The organism is Streptomyces sp. NPDC017676, from assembly GCF_044329325.1.
In the GTDB taxonomy this organism is placed as follows: Bacteria; Actinomycetota; Actinomycetes; order Streptomycetales; family Streptomycetaceae; genus Streptomyces.
On record NZ_JBIRJA010000006.1, the window covers coordinates 391,464 to 410,057 of the forward strand.

Below are 18,594 nucleotides of genomic sequence, written 5' to 3' on the forward strand. Positions count from 1 at the left end.
GTTCGACTCGTATAAGGACGTGAAAGCCGAATCAGGGAGAGACCATGCAACCGTTCACGCTCAACTACGCGCGGCCCGCAGTGCAGTTGGACGTCACCGCTCCGTATGCGTACGACTCCGGACTGCAGTTGAACGTCCTCCCGGACGGGCGGATCGCCGCCACCGACCACGCGACCCTCAGAGCACTCGGGACCACCACCTCGACCGCCGGTTCCAAGACGCACTTCGACGACTGAGACCGCGGGCTTCCACAGATGACCGTGCTCATCCTGACCAGTGAAGAGGACGTGACGGCGGACATGGTGGTCCTCCGGCTGGGCGAGGCGGGCGTGCCCGTCGTCCGGCTCGACCCCGCCGATCTCACCAACGGGGTGGCGCTGTCGGGCGAGTACGTGCGGGGCGCCTGCCGGGGACATCTGTCCGTCGGCGGGCGCCTGGTGAGCATGAACGGCCTGCGCTCCGTCTGGGTGCGCAGGCCGGGCGACCCGGCCGCCCGCGCCGCCCAGCCGTCCGCGTGGCTGACCGAGGAGTCGTCCCAGGCGCTGTACGGCATGCTGCGCTGCACCGACGCCCGGTGGATGAACCACCCGGACGCCGCGCGCCGGGCCCGGCACAAGCCCTGGCAGCTCCGTCTGGCGCAGCGCAGCGGCCTCGCGGTGCCGGCCACCCTCATCACGACGTTCCCGCAGGCGGCGCGGGAGTTCGCGGAACGCTTCCCGGACCTGGTGGTCAAGCCGGTCTCCGGGGCGCACCCGCAGGAGCCGCCCAGGGCGGTGCCGACCAGCCGGGTGGCGCCGGACGCCGACTTCACGGCGGTGGCCTTCGGCCCGACCCTGCTGCAACGGCGGATCGCCAAGCGGGCCGACATCCGGCTCACCGTCGTCGGCGACACGCTGCTGGCCGCGCGCAAGCCCGCCGACCCGGACGCCCACCCGGACGACGTGGACGTCCGCTTCGCCCCGTCGGTCTCCCCCTGGCTGCCCGCGGAGGTGCCGCCGCGCGTCGCCGAGGGCGTGCTGCGCTACATGGCGGGCGCGGAACTGGCGTACGGTGCCTTCGACTTCGCGGAGGACGCCGACGGGATCTGGTGGTTCCTGGAGTGCAACCAGTCCGGCCAGTTCGGCTTCGTGGAGATGGACACCGGTCAGCCGATCGCCGCGACCATCGCCCAGTGGCTGGCGGAAGAAGGCGATGCCGGCCGCGGTTGTGCGGACGGCGACCGGAGCGCGGCATCGTGAGGGTGCTGGGACCGGCTCGGAGAAGGGAACGCGACATGCGCATCGGACTGCTGGGAACGGGCCCGTGGGCCAAGGCGGCGTACGCCCCCGCCCTGGCCGGGCACACCGGTCTGGAGTTCGTCGGGGTGTGGGGGCGGCGGCCGGAGGCGGCCACGGCGCTCGCGGAGCAGTACGGCGTCGCCGCGTACGCCGACGTGGACGCGCTGCTGGCCGACGTGGAGGCGGTGGCGGTGGCCCTGCCGCCCTCCGTGCAGGCCGAGTTGGCGGTGCGGGCGGCACAGGCGGGCCGCCATCTGCTGCTGGACAAGCCGCTGGCGGTGACGGTCGCCGAGGGGCGGGCCGTCGTGGAGGCGGTGGAGAAGGCCGGGGTGGCGTCGGTGGTGTTCTTCACCACGCGCTTCCAGAAGGAGCCGGAGGCCTGGATCGACGAACAGGCGGCGGTGACGGGCTGGTTCACGGCGCGGGCGCAGTGGCTGGGGGCGGTGTTCACGAGCGACAGCCCGTTCGCGGACTCGCCGTGGCGGCGGGAGAAGGGCGCGCTGTGGGACGTCGGCCCGCACGCCCTGTCGGTGCTGCTGCCGGTCCTCGGCGACGTACGGCAGGTGGTGGCGGCGGCGCACGGTCCGGCGGACACCGTGCACCTGGTGCTCGACCACTCCACCGGCGCGTCGAGCACCCTCACGCTGAGCCTGACCGCCCCTCCGGCGGCGGCCGGGGCCGACGTGGAACTGCGCGGTGAGGCGGGGGTGACGCTCCTGCCGGGGAGTTCCGAGGGAGCGGTCCCCGCGCTCACCCGGGCCGCCGACGCGCTGGTGCGTGCGGCCCGCACGGGCCGGCCGCACGCCTGCGACGCCGCGTTCGGCCTCCGGGTCACCGAGATCCTGGCCACGGCGGAGGCACGGCTGGCGGACGGCAGGGAATGACCGGGCGCGGCGCCGGGGAGCGGGCAGGTCGCGCTCCCCGGCGCCGAGGGTCACCGCGCCCTCAGCGCGTCACCCGGCCGTGTCCTCGTGGTCGGTCCAGTAGTTGACGCGTTCCTGTACGACGGGATAGCCGGCCTTGGTGAAGTGCGCGGCCATCGGGGTGTTGCCCTGGTCGGTGGCGGCGGCGATGAACCCGGCGCCCTGTCCGACCAGGAAGTGGGTGCACTCGACGAGCAGGTCGTAGGCGTAGCCGTGGCCCCGGTGTTCCGGCACCACGCCGATGAGACCGACGCACGGCCCGCTGGAGTTGCGCGCCGGGATGTGGATGCCGACCGCGTCGCCCTCCGGCGTGCGGGCGATCTGCCACCACTCGCGCGGTGAGGGGAACCAGTGCAGGATCTCCAGGTCCTCGCGGGCCGCCTGGTCCACGCCTCCCTGCTCGATGGCCCGGCGGGCGTGGGCGTCGAGCGTGCCGACGTTGATGCGGCGCAGCAGGTCGAGGAAGACGGCGTCGTCCGGTTCGGCGGTGAACAGGAGCCGTCCGGGCCGCTCGGGCAGTCCCCGGTCGGGGGTCCAGCGGTAGAGGAAGCGCTCCACCAGGGGCGTGTAACCGGCCCGGCGCGCGGCACTCTCCCGGGCGGCCACCGCGTCCCGGCGCACCGGGTCCTCGCGCCAGCCGGTGGGCAGGTCCAGTTCGAGTTCGGGTGTCTTCCAGGGCGCCGTGCGCAGCAGCTCCGCACCGGCCTCCTCCTCGCCCTCGGCGACGTCGAACCAGTTGATCACGAGCGGCTCGGGGTCCTCGGGGCGACCCCACCAGGCGGCGCGCGCCACGGTCCGGCCGTCGCGCAGGGCGATGCGCTGCCAGTCGGGACGGTGGTGGGTGCCGCGGTGCTTGTCGCTCAGGGCGAGCGGGTCGGGCATGGTGCGGAAAAGGTGGGCACTGCTCTCGTCGAGCGTGCGGATGACCACGTCGGTCAAGGAATCCTCCGGGATGCGTACGGTGTGCGCGCTCCCGGTCTGGTCAGACGTGACACGCCCGCGGCACGGGGAGGGGGGAGCGCTGGATGGTGGTGACCCACATGACACTCGCCTCCTTCGTCCGTCCGTCTCGGGCGTGGTGATCACAGGCTAGAGGGTCGCCCGACCGGGGTCCACCCCCTTTCCGAGGGGTGTCTCCGCACGGCGTTCCGCGGGTTCTCCTGCGCGGCGCGGTCCGCGGCGGGCGGCGTAACTTGGGGATGTGGAATCGGTGCGCGGCCGGTCGTCGCGCGGAGCCCGGGAGGATCGCGGCTGGCTGCGGGGCGCGCCGCCGCCGTGGTGGATCCGCGTGCTGCCCGTGCTGCTGCTCGCGGCCGTCGGCTCGGCCACGCTGGTCACGCCGCACGCACGCGACCTCGGCTTCCTGCTGGGCGCCATCCCGCCGCTGGCGGTCCTGTCCTACGGCCCGCTGATGACCGGTCTGCTGGGTGTGGGCGCGATGGTGGTGCTGAACGTCCCGGCCACCCATCTGAACCTCCCCGGCAACACGGACGTGCTCACCATCGGGTTCGTGGCCGCGCTGAGCGTGTTCGTGTCGTATGTGCGCAGCCACCGGGACGCCCAGCTCGACACCGAGCGGGCGATCGGCGAGGCGGTGCAGCGGGCCGTGCTGCCGCCGCTGCCGGACCGGGTCGGGCAGGTGGGGTGCGCGGCGTTCTACCGGGCGGCGCAGGACGGGACGCTGGTGGGCGGCGACTTCTTCGACGTGCGGAAGGGGCCGTGCGGTGTGCGCGCGGTGATGGGGGACGTGCAGGGGCACGGGCTGGCGGCGGTCGCGACGGTGGTGTCCTTGCTGGGGGCGTTCCGGGAGGCCGCCCTGGACCAGCCGGACCTGGAGTCGGTGGCCGCCCGGCTGGACCGCCGGCTCGCGGTGGACTCGGCGGACGTCCGGGACGGGGAGCTGTTCGCGACGGCCCTGCTGCTGGAGTTCGCGGCGGACACGGCCGCGGTCCGGCTGGTGGCCTGCGGTCATCCGGTGCCGGTCCTGCTGCGCGAGGGGCAGGCCCGGGAGGTGACCGTCGCGCCCGGTCCGCCGCTGGGCATCGGGCTCCTGGGGGTCGATCCGCCGAAGGAGGCCACCGTGGCGCTCGGACCGGGCGACCGGCTGTTCCTGGCCTCCGACGGCGTGTGGGAGGCGCGGGACGGCACCGGCGCCTTCTACCCGCTGCCGGAGCGGCTGGCCGCCCTGGCCGGCCTCCCGTCCGCCGAACTGCCCGGCGCGGTGTGGGCGGACCTGGCCCGGCGGCGCTACGCGATCCGCGACGATGTCACCATGCTGGTGCTGACGCCGGGGCCGTCCACCGCCTGACCTCCGTCGTCCCCGCCGGTCAGCCCACGTCCCACAGGAAGCGGTGGGTGTGGATGCCGAAGTACGGGAAGGACCGGATCTCGCGGACGCCCTCGATGGGGCGCACCACGTCGTTGACGAAGTCGAGCAGCGCCTTCGGGCCGGGCGCGACCACCTCGGCGAAGAGGTCGAAGCCGCCCGAGGTGAGCACCGAGTAGACGACCTCGGGGCGCTCGGCGAGGGTGTCGGCGACGGTCCGGGGGTCGCCGTCCACGCCGATGCCGAGCAGGGCCATGGCCTGTCCGCCCATGGCCATCGGGTCGGTGACGCCGACCACCTGGACCGCCCTGGAGTCCAGCAGCCGCTGCAGCCGCTGCCGGGCCGCCGAGGCGGACAGCCCGACCCTGGGGCCGAGGTCGGCGTAGGCGATACGGCCGTCGGTCTGGAGTTCGCGCAGGATGGCCCGGTCGATGTCGTCCATGTCCTTCATCCCGTCCGGCTCCCTTCCTCAGGCGGCCAGTTCGGCGAGCGCGGCGGCGAACACCTCGGTGTGGGTGTCGACGTCCCGCTCGGTGGTGTCCGGGCACATCAGCGCCATGTTGTGGAAGGGGGTCAGCAGGATGCCCCGGTTGGCGAGGTAGAGGTGCAGGAAGTCCTCCAGCTCCGGGTCGGAGGCCGCCGCGGACTCGGTTCCGGTGCGCGGGGCCGGCGAGGTGAAGCGGTACTCGGTGCGGGCGCCGAGCCGGCTGACCGACCAGGGCAGCCGGTGGGCCTCTATCCCGGCCCGGACGCCCGCCTCGAAGCGCTCGGCGAGGGTCGCCATCCGGGCGAACGCCTCGTCGGTCAGCACATGCTCCAGGGTGGCGCGGGTGGCCGCGACCGACAGCGCGTTGCCCGCGAGGGTGCCGCCGACGCCGCCCATGTCGACGAGGTCCAGGTCACCGCGGCCGAGCAGCCGGTCGGCGAGTTCGGCGGAGAGCCCGTAGGCGCCGGCCGGGATGCCGCCGGCGATCGCCTTGCCGATGGTGAGCAGGTCGGGTTCCAGGTCCCAGGCGGCCGTGCAGCCGCCGGGCCCGGCGGAGAAGGTGTGGGTCTCGTCGTTGATGAGCAGGGCGCCGTACCGCCGGGTCAGTTCGCGGACACCGGTGAGGTAGCCGGGTTCGGGCAGCACGATGCCGATGTTGGTGAGGGCGGGTTCCATCAGTACGGCGGCGACGTCACCGTGGGCCAGCTCCCGCTCCAGTCCGGCGAGGTCGTTGAACTCGGCGACCCTGCTGGTCAGCGTCACGTCGCAGGGTGCGCCGACGTTGCCGGGGCGGGCGGTGCCGGTGCCGTCCGGGCCGGTGACGATCAGCGACTCGTCCACGCTGCCGTGGTAGCAGTAGCTGTTGACGAGGATCTTCGGCCGGCCGGTGACGGCCCGGGCGAGCCGGATCGCCCAGCGGTTGGCGTCGGTCGCGGTGAGGGAGAAGCTCCAGCGGGCCAGGCCGAAGCGACGGGTCAGTTCGGCGCCGACCCACTCGGCGTCCTCGGTGGGCAGCATGGCGGTGGCCCCGCCCAGTTCGGCGTACCGGCGGTGCACCGCCTCGGTGACGGGGGCGGGCGAGTGGCCGGCCATCGCGCCGGTGTCGCCGAGGCAGAAGTCGATGTACGCGTGCCCGTCGACGTCGGTGACCCGGGCGCCGCGCGCCCCGGCCAGGTAGCGCGGGAAGGCACCGGCGGTCTTGTTCATCCAGGTCATCGGCACCCGGCCGAAGAGGTGGTCGGCGCGCGCGTACGCCGCCCGGGAGCGCGGGTTGCGGCGTTCGGCCTCGGCGCTCTCGCGGGCCAGAAGGGCGGGCAGACGCGTGCGGTCCATGGGACACCTCGACAGAGACAAGGGACGGAACGGCGTGAGCGTACGACGGAAATGATGTCGATCTCAAGGTACGACGCTCGATTCCGTCGTCCGGACGCTTGAATCATGCGTCGCGGATCCACTCCGTCCCTCGGCCGGGTGACGCGCCCCCGCACGTCAACTGACGAACCGGCGCGCGGAGTTCGAACGTCCCGCTCCAAACGCCAGGGCGCGCCACCCCTTCCGCCACGTAGAAATATCTACAACGATGCATATGCCGGGTTGGCGTGCGGACGCACGAAGTGCCCGGTCACGGCGTTCCCTGCGCTCGGGCAGGCGAGCGAGGACATCCGGAGCAGTGCATGGCGAACACGATGTGGATGCGGGGCGTGGAGTGGCTGGCGGCGGCGTCGGCCGACCCGCGCGCCTGCAAATGGGAATGGGACCACGGCGAGGGCATCGCACTGCTGGAGGCGGGCCGCTTCTGGGACGTGCTGAGCGTCCCCGACCGGCTGGGACTGCTCACCCTGGACCTGCTGTGGCAGCCCGGCCTGCCGGTGCCGGGGCCGACGCTGGTGGACACGGCGGCGGGCCGGGTCGGGTTCTTCCTGCCGCCGGACCCGTCCGGCGGCTGGATCGGCGCCGGGCTGCGGTACGCGACCAAGGGCTCCTGGGTCACCGTGCCGCCGCCCTACCGGCCCGCGCCCTCCCTGGAATGGCTCGTGCCACCCGACGGCACCGGCACGCTGCACGCGCCCGGCGCCCTGGAGGAGGCGCTGCAACAGGCCAACGGCACGCTGGCGGTGCTCGCGCCGCTGTGCGGGCAGTACCGGTAGCCGCTCAGAGGTGCCTGGCCTCGCGCCGGGCGCCACGGGTGCGGCCGGAGAGGGCGGCCCACAGCGCGTCCGGCTCGGCCGGGACGGTCCGCCCCTGCGCCCGCCACTCCGCGACGAGCCCGGCGTAGATCGGCTCCCCGGTACGGTCCATCTGGCGCAGCCGGCGCATCCGGTCCATGCGCTCCATCCGGTCCATCCAGTCCAAGCGGTTCATGCCGGGGCAACGCCCGGGACCCGCCACCGGCACGCTCCGCACCGTCCGCTCACCGGGTCGGGTGACTCCATCGCCCGAACGAGAGCTTCCACCCGTCGGACAAGCATTACGTCGGTCGGGACGTCCCGGGCCTGGGCAGCGGGGCGCGTCTCGTCCGGCGCGCGCCGCGTCCCGGGCGCTTCTATGCTGAGCAGGTCCGGGCTCCTCCGACGTCCGCCCCGCGCACGGTCGCCCCTCACGTGCTGGGAGTCAGCCCATGTCCCCCACGTCCGCACGCCTGTGCCGGGGAGCCATGGTCGCCGTACTGGCGGGGGCGCTGTGCGCGCCGCTCACCGCAGGGTCCGCACCGGCCGCCGTACCGGCCGCGTCCGTCGCCGTCCCGCCCGGCCCGTCCCCCTCGGAGCCGGACGTCCGCGCCCTCTCCCCCGCCGTGACCCGCCGACTCGACGCGGCCGTACGGCGGGTGATGCGCGAGGCGAACGTGCCGGGCGTGACGGTCGGCATCTGGACACCGGGCCGGGAGAGTCACGTCCGCTCGTACGGCGTCGCCGACAGGGCGACCGGCCGGAGGATGACGCCGGACCTGTACACGCGCATCGGCAGCGAGACGAAGACGTTCACCGTGACAGCGCTGCTGCAACTGGTGGACCAGGGGAGGGTCGGCCTCGACGACACGATCGGCACGTACGTCGACGGTGTGCCCGACGGCGACCGGATCACGCTGCGCCAGCTGGCCGGCATGCGCAGCGGGCTGTTCAACTACTCCGAGGACGACGACTTCTTCAAGGCGCTCACCGCCGACCCGCGACGCCCCTTCACACCACGGCAGTTGCTCGACTACGCGTTCAGGCATCCGGTGCTGTTCCCGCCGGGCGCGAAGTTCTCCTACAGCAACACGAATCTCATCCTGCTCGGCCTGGTCGTGGAGAAGGAGAGCGGTCAGCACCTCGGGGACTACATCCAGCGGCACATCCTCGGCCCGGCCGGCATGAGGCACACGCTCTTCCCGCGGGGCGGCGAGTTCCCCGCCCCGCACGCGCAGGGCTACACCGATCAGACGGCGAACGGGAAGGTCGCCGACGCGGCCGACTGGAACCCGTCCTGGGGCTGGGCCGCCGGGGCGATGATCTCCACACTGGACGACCTGCGCGTCTGGGCGCCCACGGTCGCCACCGGCGAACTGCCCGACGGCAGACGCCTGATCAGCCCCGCCACCCAGAAGCAGCGGCTGACCACCCCGGCGACCCCGATCCCGGGCACCGGATACGGGCTGGGCATCTTCGACGTGCAGGGCTGGATCGGCCACAACGGCTCCCTGCCCGGCTACGAGTCGCTGACCGTCCACCTCCCGGCGACGCGCACGACCCTCGTCGTCCTCCTCAACACCGACATCGACCACGCCGACCAGGAGCCGGGCACACTGTTCGGCCGGGCGATCACGGAGATCATCTCGCCGCGACACGTGTTCGACCTGCCGGCCGCACCGGCGGCCGGACAGGACGGACCCGGGCGGTCGTGCGCTCATTCGGCCGGTCACCCGGAAGCCGGTGGCAGCAGACAAGGCTCCGCCGGCGGCCTGGGGGGGTGGCCGCCGGCGGAGACACCGCGCCCGGGGCGGGGGGAAGGCCCTGGGCGACTCAGAGGTCGGATGCCCGGGAATCCGGGAAGTACGCAGACGAATTCCGGCTGATTTCCGGGGTGGGTCCGGCCGGGCCCGGCAGCCCGCTGAGCCCGTTCGTCGCCGTACCCCCCTCACTCCGCCCTGACTGTCCCCCCGCGCCGCATCCCGGCGGCGGCCAGGGCCGCGCCCAGGACGCCCATGTCAAACAGGTATGAGGTCATAGGTTTCCGGTCCGGCGCCTCATGACGGCATAAGCTCGGCGGATGGCGAAGTACTTCGACGTGCACCCCGAGAACCCGCAGCCGCGCAGCATCGGCCAGATCGCCGACGCGGTCCGCTCGGGGGCGCTCATCGCATACCCGACCGACTCCTGTTACGCGCTCGGCTGCCGGCTGGGCAGCCGGGACGGCACGGACCGGATCCGCTCCATCCGCCGGCTGGACCACCGGCACCACTTCACCCTGATGTGCCGGGACTTCGCACAGCTCGGCCAGTTCGTCCGGGTGGACAACGACGTGTTCCGGGCCGTGAAGGCCTCGACGCCGGGCAGCTACACGTTCATCCTGCCGGCCACCCGCGAGGTGCCGCGCATGCTCCAGCACCCGAAGAAGAAGACCGTGGGCGTGCGCATCCCGGACCACGTGGTCACGCAGGCGCTGCTGGCGGAGCTGGGCGAGCCGTTGCTGTCCAGCACGCTGCTGCTGCCGGACGAGGAGGAGCCGCTGACCCAGGGCTGGGAGATCAAGGACCGGCTCGACCACGTGGTGGACGCGGTGGTCGACTCGGGTGACTGCGGCACCGAGCCGACGACGGTGGTCGACTTCTCCGGCGGCGCGGCGGAGATCGTCCGGCGGGGCGCCGGTGACACCAGCCGCTTCGAGTGAGGCCGGCACCACCTGACGCCGCTGCGGGTGAGCGCCCGGGACATCCGGCCGACCGGGTGAGCACCGGCCGCCGTCCACGAGCGCCGGGACGTCGCAGGGAGCTGCGCGAGGCCCGGCCCCGCACGCGGCGCCCCAGGCACCACCGGAGCCGCGCCGGCACCACCGGCCGCACGCGAGCTCCACCCACCACAGGAAGCCACACATGCGGCAACCGCCCACGCGAGCGCCACGGACGCCGCATGGAGCCTCGCCGGAACCGGCCCCGACGGCACGCGAGCCGCGTGGACACCCCCCCACGTGAGCGCCGGGGGCACCGGCTGCGCCGGACTGGATCTTGCATGGCAGCATGGCCGTAGCCGCGGCGCCGGGCGGGCATCCGCCGCCCGCGCCATCTCCGAGGGAGGGCCTTCTCACCATGACCGATGTCCAGGCGACCGCCGTCGACATCCCCACCGAGGACGGCGTCGCCGACGCCTACCTCGTCCATCCGGCCGACGGCCGCCCCCGTCCGGCCGTGCTCTTCTACCAGGACGCCTACGGTCTGCGGCCGCATCTGCGGTCGATGGCCGACCGGCTCGCCGGCGCCGGTTACACGGTGCTGGTGCCGAACGTGTTCTACCGCCTGGGCCGGACGCCGGTCCTGGAGCTGCCCGAGTTCATCGACCCGGGCGCCGACCCGACCCTGTGGGAGCGGCTCGGTCCGATCGTGGCCGGGCTGACGCCGGACCAGGTCAGGCGGGACGCGGACGCCTATCTGCGGTGGCTGGCCGACAGCCCCGTCGCGGCCGACGGCCCGGTCGCGCTGACCGGCTACTGCATGGGCGCCCGGCTCGTGCTGTGGACCGCGGGCGCCCACCCGGACCGGGTCGCGGCGGGGGCCGGCTTCCACGGCGGGCGCCTCGCCACCGACGACCCGGACAGCCCGCACCTCCAGGCCCCGGACATCACCGCGGAGCTCTACTTCGGGCACGCCGACGAGGACCCGTCGCTGCCCCCGGAGCAGGTGACGCGCTTCGAGGAGGCGTTGACCGCCGCCGGAGTGCGGCACACCTGCGAGGTGTACGCCGGTGCCCACCACGGCTACACCCAGGCGGACACCCCGGCCTACGACCAGGGGGCCGACGAGCGGCACTGGGCGGCACTGCTCGGCCTGCTCAAGCGCACCTTCTGACGCTGTTCACGCGCATGTCACGACGCCGCTGAGGCGCACGTCCTGACACCGGGTCCGGCGCCCGCCGACGGAGGGCGCCGGACCGATCCTGTTCATGTCATTGACATGCACTCGTCTCAGCCATGAGTCTGAGAGCGCTCTCAAGCCGGTACGGACCAAGTCCGTACGACCCCGACCCCACACGGAGGTGGAGAGTGCCTCACAGGCTCACCCGCCGCGCGCTTCCCCGTCGCGCGCTCCCCCTGGCCGCCGCCGCGGCGCTGCTCGGCGGACTGCTCGCCCTCGGCGCGCCGGAGCACGCCGACGCCGCCGTCCCCGACACGATCCCCCTGAAGATCACCAACAACTCGGGCCGTTCCGAGCCGGTGTACCTCTACGACCTCGGAACCCAGCTCTCCTCGGGACGGCAGGGCTGGGCCGACGCGAGCGGCGCCTTCCACGCCTGGCCGGCGGGCGGCAATCCGCCGACTCCCGCACCGGACGCGGCGATACCCGGCCCGGCCGCCGGGCAGTCCATGACCATCCGCATCCCCAAGTTCTCCGGCCGCGTCTACTTCTCGTACGGCCAGAAGCTCGACTTCCGGCTCACCACGGGCGGGTTGGTGCAGCCGGCCGTCCAGAACCCGTCCGACCCCAACCGGAACATCCTCTTCAACTGGTCGGAGTACACGCTCAACGACTCCGGGCTGTGGCTCAACAGCACCCAGGTGGACATGTTCTCGGCGCCGTACGCGGTCGGGGTGCAGCGGGCCGACGGCAGCGTCGGCAGCACCGGGCACCTGAAGCCCGGCGGCTGGAACGGCTTCTTCAACGCGCTCCGCGCGCAGCCGGGCGGCTGGGCGGGCCTGATCCAGACCCGCTCCGACGGCACCGTGCTGCGCGCGCTGTCACCGCTGTACGGCGTGGAGACCGGCGCGCTGCCCGCGAGCGCGATGGACGACTACGTGAACCGGGTCTGGCAGAAGTACACGACGTCGACGCTGACCGTCACGCCGTTCGCGGACCAGCCGAACACCAAGTACTACGGCCGTGTCTCCGGGAACGTCATGAACTTCACCAACGCCTCCGGCGCGGTCGTCACCAGCTTCCAGAAGCCCGACGCGGCCAGCATCTTCGGCTGCCACAAGCTGCTGGACGCGCCCAACGACCAGGTCCGCGGGCCCATCTCCCGTACGCTGTGCGCCGGTTTCAACCGGTCGACCCTGCTGGTGAACCCCAGCCAGCCGGACACCACGACGGCGAACTTCTACCGGGACGCGGTGACCAACCACTACGCGCGCGCGATCCACGCGCAGACGGCCGACGGCAAGGCGTACGCGTTCGCCTTCGACGACGTCGGCAACCAGGAGTCCCTGGTGCACGACGGCAGCCCGCAGCAGGCGTACCTGACGCTGGATCCGCTGAGCTGACACGCGAGCGGTCCCGCACCCGGACGGCCGGGTGCGGGACCGCTGTCGTCAGTGCCGGATCAGCCGGTCGTCAGGGACGTGTCGTCCACGACGAAGCTGGTCTGGAGGGAGGAGTCCTCCACGCCGTTGAACTTCAGCGTGACCGTCGAGCCCGCCAGCGAGGACAGGTCGAAGGTCTTCTGACTGTAGCCGGAGGCCGCGTTGAGGTTCGAGTAGGTCGCGAGGGTCTTCGAACCGGCGGTCACCGTCAGCTTGTCGTACTGGGTGCTGGTGGTGGTCTCGGCGGTGTCGACGTGCAGGTAGAAGGTCAGGGTCGCCTTGCAGCCCGCGGGGATCGTCACCGACTGGGAGACGCTGTCGGTGTGCGAGGAGCCGTACCCGTCCAGCCAGGCCTTGTAGGAGCCGCTGTGGGCCGCCTCGCCGCTGTCGGTGGTGATGACGCCGCTGGTCGCGGTCCATCCGGTGCTGCCCGACTCGAAGCCGGGGTTGCTCAGCAGCTGGGTGGAGGTGCAGCCGCCGCCGGTCGCGCTGACCGTCCAGCCGAAGGTGGCGGTGCCGGTCGCGCCGGTGGAGTCCTGCACCGTGACGGTGGTGCTGGAGGTGCCCGCCGTGGTGGGCGTACCCGAGATCAGACCGGTCGAGCTGTTGATCGACAGGCCGGCCGGCAGACCGGAGGCACTGTAGGTCAGCGCGCCGCTGTTGGTGCTGCTCGCCTGGATCTGCAGGTTCACTGCGGTGCCGACGGTGGCGGACTGGCTGCCCGGGTTGGTGACCGTCACCCCGCTGCTCGGCGGGTTGATGTGGCTGCCGACGTTGATGCCGGCGAACGCGTTGCCCACCCCGGCGTACTGCGTGGAGTTGGTTCCGTACAGCGCGGCGGCCGCGTTGAGGGCGGCGGTGCGGGCGCCGGCGTAGTTGGTGCTGGACGTCATGTACGTCGTCAGCGCCTTGTACCAGATCTTCAGCGCGGCGTCGCGGCCGATGCCGGTGACGGCGACGCCGTCGGAGGTCGGGCTGTTGTAGGTCACGCCGTTGATGACCTTGGTACCGCTGCCCTCGGACAGCAGGTAGAACATGTGGTTGGCCGGGCCCGAGGAGTAGTGCACGTCCAGGTTGCCGACGCCGGAGTACCAGCTGTCCGCCGAACCGCCGTCCTTGCTCGGCTTGTCCATGTACCGCAGCGGCGAGCCGTCGCCGTTGATGTCGATCTTCTCGCCGATGAGGTAGTCGCCGACGTCCTTGGAGTTGTTCGCGTAGAACTCCACGCCGGTGCCGAAGATGTCGGAGGTCGCCTCGTTCAGGCCGCCCGACTCGCCGCTGTACTCCAGCCCGGCGGTGTTGGAGGTGACGCCGTGGCTCATCTCGTGGCCGGCCACGTCCAGCGAGGTCAGGGCGTGGGTGTTGCCCGAGCCGTCGCCGTAGGTCATGCAGAAGCAGCTGTCGTCCCAGAAGGCGTTGACGTAGCCGCTGCTGTAGTGGACGCGGCTGTAGGCGGCGACGCCGTCGTTGCGGATGCCGCTGCGCCCGAAGGTGTTCTTGTAGAAGTCCCAGGTCTCCTGCGCGCCGTAGGCGGCGTCGGCGCCCGCGGTCTGGGTGTTGGAGCCGGTCCCGTCGCCCCAGACGTCGTCGGCGTCGGTCATCAGGGTGCCGGTGCCGGAGGTGCCCTTGTTGAGGTTGTACGTCTTGTGGCCGCCGCGCGTGGTGTCGTACAGCTGGTACGTCGACCCCGACAGCGTGGTGTTGAGGGTGACGGTGCCGCTGTACTGGGTGTTGCCGGTGCCGGTCTTGATCGCCTGGTACCGGTACAGCTCCTTGCCGGTGGTGGCGTCGGTGACGACGTGCAACTGGCTGGGCGTGCCGTCGTCCTGGAGGCCGCCGACCACCGTCTCCCAGGCGAGCTTCGGGGTGCCGCCGCCGGCCCAGATCACCTTGCGGGCGCTGTCCGTGGAGGGCTTCTCGGCCTTCAGCAACTTCGCGGCCTTCAGGGCCTTGGTCGCGGCGGCGGCCTTGCTGACGGTCGCGGTGGTGGAACGCACCTTGATCGTGCGCTTGTTGTTGAAGGTGGTGCTCACGGTCCCCTTGGCCAGCGAGGCGGGCGGGGTGTGCACGACGAGGTCGCCGCCGAGGACGGGCAGTCCGGCGTAGGTGCGCTCGTACCGCGTGTGCAGGGTGCCGTCGTTGTCCTTGACGACGTCCCTGACGACCAGCTTCTCCTGGGCGCCGAGGCCGAGGGTGCGGGCGGTCGTGGCGGTCTGCTGCCGGGCGCTCTTGATCAGCGCCTGGTGCTGGGCCGGGCTGAGCTCGGCCTCCAGGCCGCCGGCGCGCAGCGGGCTGGGGTGGGCAGCGGCCGGTGCGGCGGTCGCCGGAACCGCCTGGAGACCGACGGCGAGGAAGGCCGCGGTGGAGACCAGGGCGGCTCCGACCGTGGCCCGCTTGTGGGGAAGGGGTCTGTGGGGTCTCACTCGTACTCCTCCTGCTGCGACCGCCGGTCGGCGGCCGGTGACAGACGGGCAGAGGGGTCTGCTGCCCGGGGTGAGCTGAGCTGTGCGGGACCGTGATCCGAGAACGGGTGGGGTGGATCAGCGTGCTGAGGAGAATGACAGCATTGACCGAGCCATGTCACCTCACGGCGGGTCAATCGAGGGTTTTCCCTATCGGCCCGGAAACACCAACAGGGAGGTGGCAGGGGGGGCCTTGAGGCATAGGTTGGGCGGTGGCGGAATCCATGCCTTGGCTGAAACGAGGGGCACGACTCATGACCGATCCGGCCACGACGCCCGTGTCGGCGGCGCGCCAGCAGATCGACACGTCGGTGCCGCACTCGGCCCGCATCTGGAACCACTGGCTCGGCGGCACGGACAACCACCCCGTCGACCAACAGGCCGGCGACGCGTACACCGCCGTCTTCCCCGGCATCGTCACCATCGCCCGTAGCAGCCGCGCCTTCCTGCGCCGCACCGTCACCCACCTGGTCCGCGAGGCGGGCATCCGGCAGTTCCTGGACGTCGGCGCCGGCCTGCCGACCGCCGAGAACACCCATGAGGTCGCCCAGCGGCTCGCACCCGGGTCGCGGATCGTGTACGTCGACAACGACCCGATGGTCCTGGCCCACGCCCGGGCGCTGCTCGACTCCTCCCCCGAGGGCGCGACCGCCTACGTCGACGCCGATCTCACGGACCCGGACCGCATCCTCGCGGCCGCCGCCGAGACGCTGGACCCGGCCCGGCCGACCGGGCTCATCCTCAGCAACGTCCTGGGCCATGTCGCCGACCACGGCCAGGCCCGATCCATCGTCACCGGGCTGATGGCCGCCCTGCCTCCGGGCAGCCACCTCTGCGTCAACGACGGCTCGTCGGGCATCGACCCGGTCTTCGAGCGGGCCCAGGAGGCCTACAACACCAGCGGCGCCGTCCCGTACCACCTGCGCACCGTCGAGGAGATCACCTCGTTCTTCGACGGCCTGGACCTGATCGACCCCGGCGTCGTACCGGTCACCCGGTGGCGCCCGGAGCCCGGTTCGCCCGCCCCGGAGGTCGTCGCGGAGCACGGAGGGCTCGCCCGGAAGCCCTGACCGCGGCGCGAGCAGCGCCGATCGCTCCGGGGCCGGCGCCCAGCGGACCGCCGTCCGGCTCCGGCGCCAGACGCCCGGCGTTCGCGTGAGCTGGGTCCGCGCCGCCCGGTGGCGCGGGTGCGCGGACGGCCGTGGACCTCCAGCGTCACCAGACCGTGCAGATGCCCCCGGACGCGTGAGGTGAGGGCGACGGCCCCCGGCGGCAGGCCGGGGGAGGCGGGCGCCGCTCGTCGAAGCGCCCGGGATCGGAGCCGGACGAGTCGACGGCACTGTCCCGGGGGCGGGTCCGACGGCCGTGGCGAGTGTGGCGTGTCCGACGCGGACCCGCCGTGCGGCGTCGGTTGCGGGGCCGGGCCTGGTAGCCGGATCGGGGTCGCCGTGGATGGGGTCGCCGTGGATGGGCCGAGGCCCTGTGGGTTCACCCGGGGTCCAGCTCCCGAAGGCACTGGCCGCTGCCCCGGTGCGCACCGCGGGACCGGTGGCCCTGGCCGGCGAGGCGGAACCACCCGCCCCGCTTCGTCCAGTGCCGCTCCACCATCGGCTACGGGACACGGAGCCGAGGCAGGTGGTCAGGGCGGGTCGAGGTGCGGGGCGTCCGTACCGTGGCCGTCACAGGCGCACGGTCAGCTCCACGGTCACCTCGTCTCCCACCGCGAGCCCTTCCGGCGTACGCACCGCCTTCTTCAGCGGGAGCAGGTAGGTGCCGTCCTTCGGGAAGAGCGAGGTGGTGAAGTGGGTTCGGCCGATCCTGGCCGCGACGGGGATCGCGCCCCAGCCGTAGGTGGCCTGGGCGGCCACCTCGACGATGTCCGCGGACTCCTGGTGGGGCACGGCGACGAAGTAGTACGGCGACGGCCCCCGCCACTCGACGACCCGGCCGGCGAAGGAGAGTTCCATGCGATCCGCTTCCGTTCGGGAGGAGGGTGCACGCCCTCGCGCAGAGCGTAGCGCGCCCCGAACGGGCCCGGTCCCTGGGCGGGTTGGGCGGGGCCCGGCATTCCGCCGCTGACCGGGGCGTTGTTACCGTGCACCGCGTGTCTGACTCCTCACGCGATACCGCACAGGGCGCCGGCTGGGGCGCGGCCGAACCCGGCACCTACCGGCGGCTGATGCCGGACCACGTCGAGAAGCTGTCGTGGCTGAATCCGCGCGTCCTGTGGGCCGCCCGCAACGGCGTGCTGGCGTCCTGGTTCGGCGATCCGACCGGCCGTACCCGCAGCCGCTGGGTGGCCGCGCGGGCGGCTGCCGGGGCGCCCACGGACAAGGTGATCCCGCGGGACGTGCCGGAACGGTTCTCGTTCATGGTCATCGGGGACACGGGTGAGGGGGACGACTCCCAGTACGCCGTCGTCCCCGGCCTCCTGAGGGTGAGTCAGGGCACCGACTTCGCGGTGATCGCCAGCGATGTCATCTATCCCGTCGGCAGCGCCGACGACTACGGCGACAAGTTCTTCCGGCCGTACCGGGACTATCCCGCGCCGATCTACGCGGTCCCCGGGAACCACGACTGGTACGAGGACCTCGGCGCCTTCATGCGCGTCTTCTGCGCCGACACCCCGCCGCCCGGCCCGGAACCCCGGCCCCGCCCGCTCACCCGCGCCTGGTGGCGCTCCCTGCTGTGGCACCGGGCGCGCCCCGCCGACGAGCAACGGCTGGCCTCGGAGCGCGAGTTGCGCTCGGCGCCGGGCCAACAGGCCGTACAGCCGGGCCCGTACTGGGCGATCGACGCGGGACCGGTGCGGATCGTCGGCATCGACACCGGTCTGCTCGGCACGGTCGACGCCGAACAGGGCGCCTGGCTGCGGGAGATATCCCGGGGGCCCCGGCCCAAGATCCTCGTCACCGGATCGCCGTTGTACGTCGACGGGGAGCACCACCCCTGCCCCATCGAGGGCGGCGGCACGGTGGACGAGATCGTCCGGGCTCCCGAGCACCGCTACGTGGCCGCGATCGGCGGTGACATCCACAACTACCAGCGGTATCCGGTCGACGTGGACGGCCGCACGATCCAGTACGTCGTCGCGGGCGGCGGCGGCGCGTTCATGCACGCCACGCACACAGTCCCGCGCGTCTCCGTCGGTGGTGTCACCGAGGACGCGTTCCGCTGCTACCCGCTGCGCGGCGACTCGCTCGCCTTCTACAGCCGCCTGTACGGCCGCAGGCTCCGGCTGCGCCGCTTCTTCACCCTCACCGAGGCGGAGGCGACGGCCGTGGTCGCCGAACGGCTCGGCATCGAGCCGGCCCGCGCACCCGGCCCGGACGTCCGGGTCACCCGCCGTGCCCGCCTGGTCGCGAGCCTCCTCGGAGCCGGCCGCCGCCCCGGCCGGCCCGCCCGGTTCCGGCTGCCCGTCCGGAAGATCTACACCCAGCTGTTCTCGCCGTCCTCCGCCACCTACAGCCCGCCCTTCTTCAAGTGCTTCCTGCGGCTGGACGTCGGTCCGGACGCGGTCCGGCTGCGCTGCTTCGCCGCGACCGGCAACCGCGCGCAGGAGCTCGACCCGCCGGTCGAGGACGAGGTCGTCATCCCGCTGTCCCGGCCGGCGTGACCGGGGGCCGGCCGAACT

General features: G+C 72.7%; 17 protein-coding genes. 11 read left to right on the top strand and 6 right to left on the bottom strand.

What is annotated here, in order from left to right; translation table 11 throughout:
• Window positions 1-44 precede the first annotated feature (44 nt).
• The 3 genes from tgmA to ACH4LD_RS15995 are packed head-to-tail and all read left to right on the top strand — an operon-like array spanning window position 45 to window position 2,161.
• A complete protein-coding gene (tgmA, locus tag ACH4LD_RS15985; RefSeq protein WP_014670659.1) occupies window positions 45-236 on the top strand; it encodes a putative ATP-grasp-modified RiPP in 192 nt (63 codons plus the stop codon).
• A gap of 18 nt (window positions 237-254) precedes the next feature.
• On the top strand, window positions 255-1,238 hold the full coding sequence (gene tgmB / locus ACH4LD_RS15990; protein WP_398055293.1) for an ATP-grasp ribosomal peptide maturase: 984 nt from the start codon (window positions 255-257) through the stop codon (window positions 1,236-1,238).
• A 35-nt stretch (window positions 1,239-1,273) separates the two neighbouring features.
• Entirely contained in the window at window positions 1,274-2,161 is an 888-nt protein-coding gene (locus tag ACH4LD_RS15995; protein WP_398055294.1) for a Gfo/Idh/MocA family protein, read from the top strand.
• A 69-nt stretch (window positions 2,162-2,230) separates the two neighbouring features.
• Here the strand turns inward: ACH4LD_RS15995 and ACH4LD_RS16000 are convergent, their stop codons facing one another.
• Window positions 2,231-3,139 carry a GNAT family N-acetyltransferase gene (locus tag ACH4LD_RS16000; protein WP_398055295.1) on the bottom strand — a complete coding sequence of 303 codons (909 nt, stop codon included), beginning with the start codon at window positions 3,137-3,139 and terminating at the stop codon, window positions 2,231-2,233.
• Between the two features lie 262 nt (window positions 3,140-3,401).
• On the opposite strand from ACH4LD_RS16000, the gene ACH4LD_RS16005 reads away from it, so the two are divergent.
• Window positions 3,402-4,508: a PP2C family protein-serine/threonine phosphatase gene (locus ACH4LD_RS16005; protein WP_398055296.1), complete on the top strand. Its 1,107-nt coding sequence runs from the start codon at window positions 3,402-3,404 to the stop codon at window positions 4,506-4,508.
• Between the two features lie 19 nt (window positions 4,509-4,527).
• Here the strand turns inward: ACH4LD_RS16005 and ACH4LD_RS16010 are convergent, their stop codons facing one another.
• On the bottom strand, window positions 4,528-4,968 hold the full coding sequence (locus tag ACH4LD_RS16010; protein WP_132784632.1) for an Lrp/AsnC family transcriptional regulator: 441 nt from the start codon (window positions 4,966-4,968) through the stop codon (window positions 4,528-4,530).
• A 27-nt stretch (window positions 4,969-4,995) separates the two neighbouring features.
• Window positions 4,996-6,345 (bottom strand): transaminase, encoded by a 1,350-nt coding sequence (locus ACH4LD_RS16015; RefSeq protein WP_398055297.1) that lies wholly within the window; start codon window positions 6,343-6,345, stop codon window positions 4,996-4,998.
• A 341-nt stretch (window positions 6,346-6,686) separates the two neighbouring features.
• Between ACH4LD_RS16015 and ACH4LD_RS16020 the strand changes: the two genes are divergently transcribed.
• Window positions 6,687-7,160, top strand: coding sequence for a hypothetical protein (locus ACH4LD_RS16020; RefSeq protein WP_398055298.1), 474 nt, complete (start codon window positions 6,687-6,689; stop codon window positions 7,158-7,160).
• 4 nt (window positions 7,161-7,164) lie between these two features.
• On the opposite strand, the gene ACH4LD_RS16025 is transcribed toward ACH4LD_RS16020, so the two are convergent.
• Window positions 7,165-7,374 carry a hypothetical protein gene (locus tag ACH4LD_RS16025; RefSeq protein ID WP_229917704.1) on the bottom strand — a complete coding sequence of 70 codons (210 nt, stop codon included), beginning with the start codon at window positions 7,372-7,374 and terminating at the stop codon, window positions 7,165-7,167.
• A 256-nt stretch (window positions 7,375-7,630) separates the two neighbouring features.
• Here ACH4LD_RS16025 and ACH4LD_RS16030 point away from each other — a divergent pair, with 256 nt between their 5' ends.
• The 4 genes from ACH4LD_RS16030 (at window position 7,631) to ACH4LD_RS16045 (ending at window position 12,459) form a co-directional block, all read left to right on the top strand.
• Entirely contained in the window at window positions 7,631-9,064 is a 1,434-nt protein-coding gene (locus ACH4LD_RS16030; protein ID WP_398055299.1) for a serine hydrolase domain-containing protein, read from the top strand.
• A 194-nt stretch (window positions 9,065-9,258) separates the two neighbouring features.
• Window positions 9,259-9,879: an L-threonylcarbamoyladenylate synthase gene (locus ACH4LD_RS16035; RefSeq protein WP_398055300.1), complete on the top strand. Its 621-nt coding sequence runs from the start codon at window positions 9,259-9,261 to the stop codon at window positions 9,877-9,879.
• A gap of 415 nt (window positions 9,880-10,294) precedes the next feature.
• Complete coding sequence (locus ACH4LD_RS16040) at window positions 10,295-11,050, top strand: dienelactone hydrolase family protein (protein ID WP_398055301.1); 756 nt, start codon at window positions 10,295-10,297, stop codon at window positions 11,048-11,050.
• A 194-nt stretch (window positions 11,051-11,244) separates the two neighbouring features.
• Complete coding sequence (locus tag ACH4LD_RS16045) at window positions 11,245-12,459, top strand: glycoside hydrolase family 64 protein (protein WP_398055302.1); 1,215 nt, start codon at window positions 11,245-11,247, stop codon at window positions 12,457-12,459.
• Between the two features lie 59 nt (window positions 12,460-12,518).
• Here ACH4LD_RS16045 and ACH4LD_RS16050 read toward each other — a convergent pair whose 3' ends face one another.
• Window positions 12,519-14,921: a M4 family metallopeptidase gene (locus ACH4LD_RS16050; RefSeq protein ID WP_398055303.1), complete on the bottom strand. Its 2,403-nt coding sequence runs from the start codon at window positions 14,919-14,921 to the stop codon at window positions 12,519-12,521.
• Window positions 14,922-15,214: 293 nt separating this feature from the next.
• On the opposite strand from ACH4LD_RS16050, the gene ACH4LD_RS16055 reads away from it, so the two are divergent.
• Window positions 15,215-16,030 (top strand): SAM-dependent methyltransferase, encoded by an 816-nt coding sequence (locus ACH4LD_RS16055; RefSeq protein WP_398055304.1) that lies wholly within the window; start codon window positions 15,215-15,217, stop codon window positions 16,028-16,030.
• Window positions 16,031-16,639: 609 nt separating this feature from the next.
• On the opposite strand, the gene ACH4LD_RS16060 is transcribed toward ACH4LD_RS16055, so the two are convergent.
• Window positions 16,640-16,927 (bottom strand): DUF1905 domain-containing protein, encoded by a 288-nt coding sequence (locus tag ACH4LD_RS16060; protein WP_398055305.1) that lies wholly within the window; start codon window positions 16,925-16,927, stop codon window positions 16,640-16,642.
• A 137-nt stretch (window positions 16,928-17,064) separates the two neighbouring features.
• Between ACH4LD_RS16060 and ACH4LD_RS16065 the strand changes: the two genes are divergently transcribed.
• On the top strand, window positions 17,065-18,576 hold the full coding sequence (locus tag ACH4LD_RS16065; protein WP_398055306.1) for a metallophosphoesterase family protein: 1,512 nt from the start codon (window positions 17,065-17,067) through the stop codon (window positions 18,574-18,576).
• The last annotated feature ends 18 nt before the right edge of the window (window positions 18,577-18,594 follow it).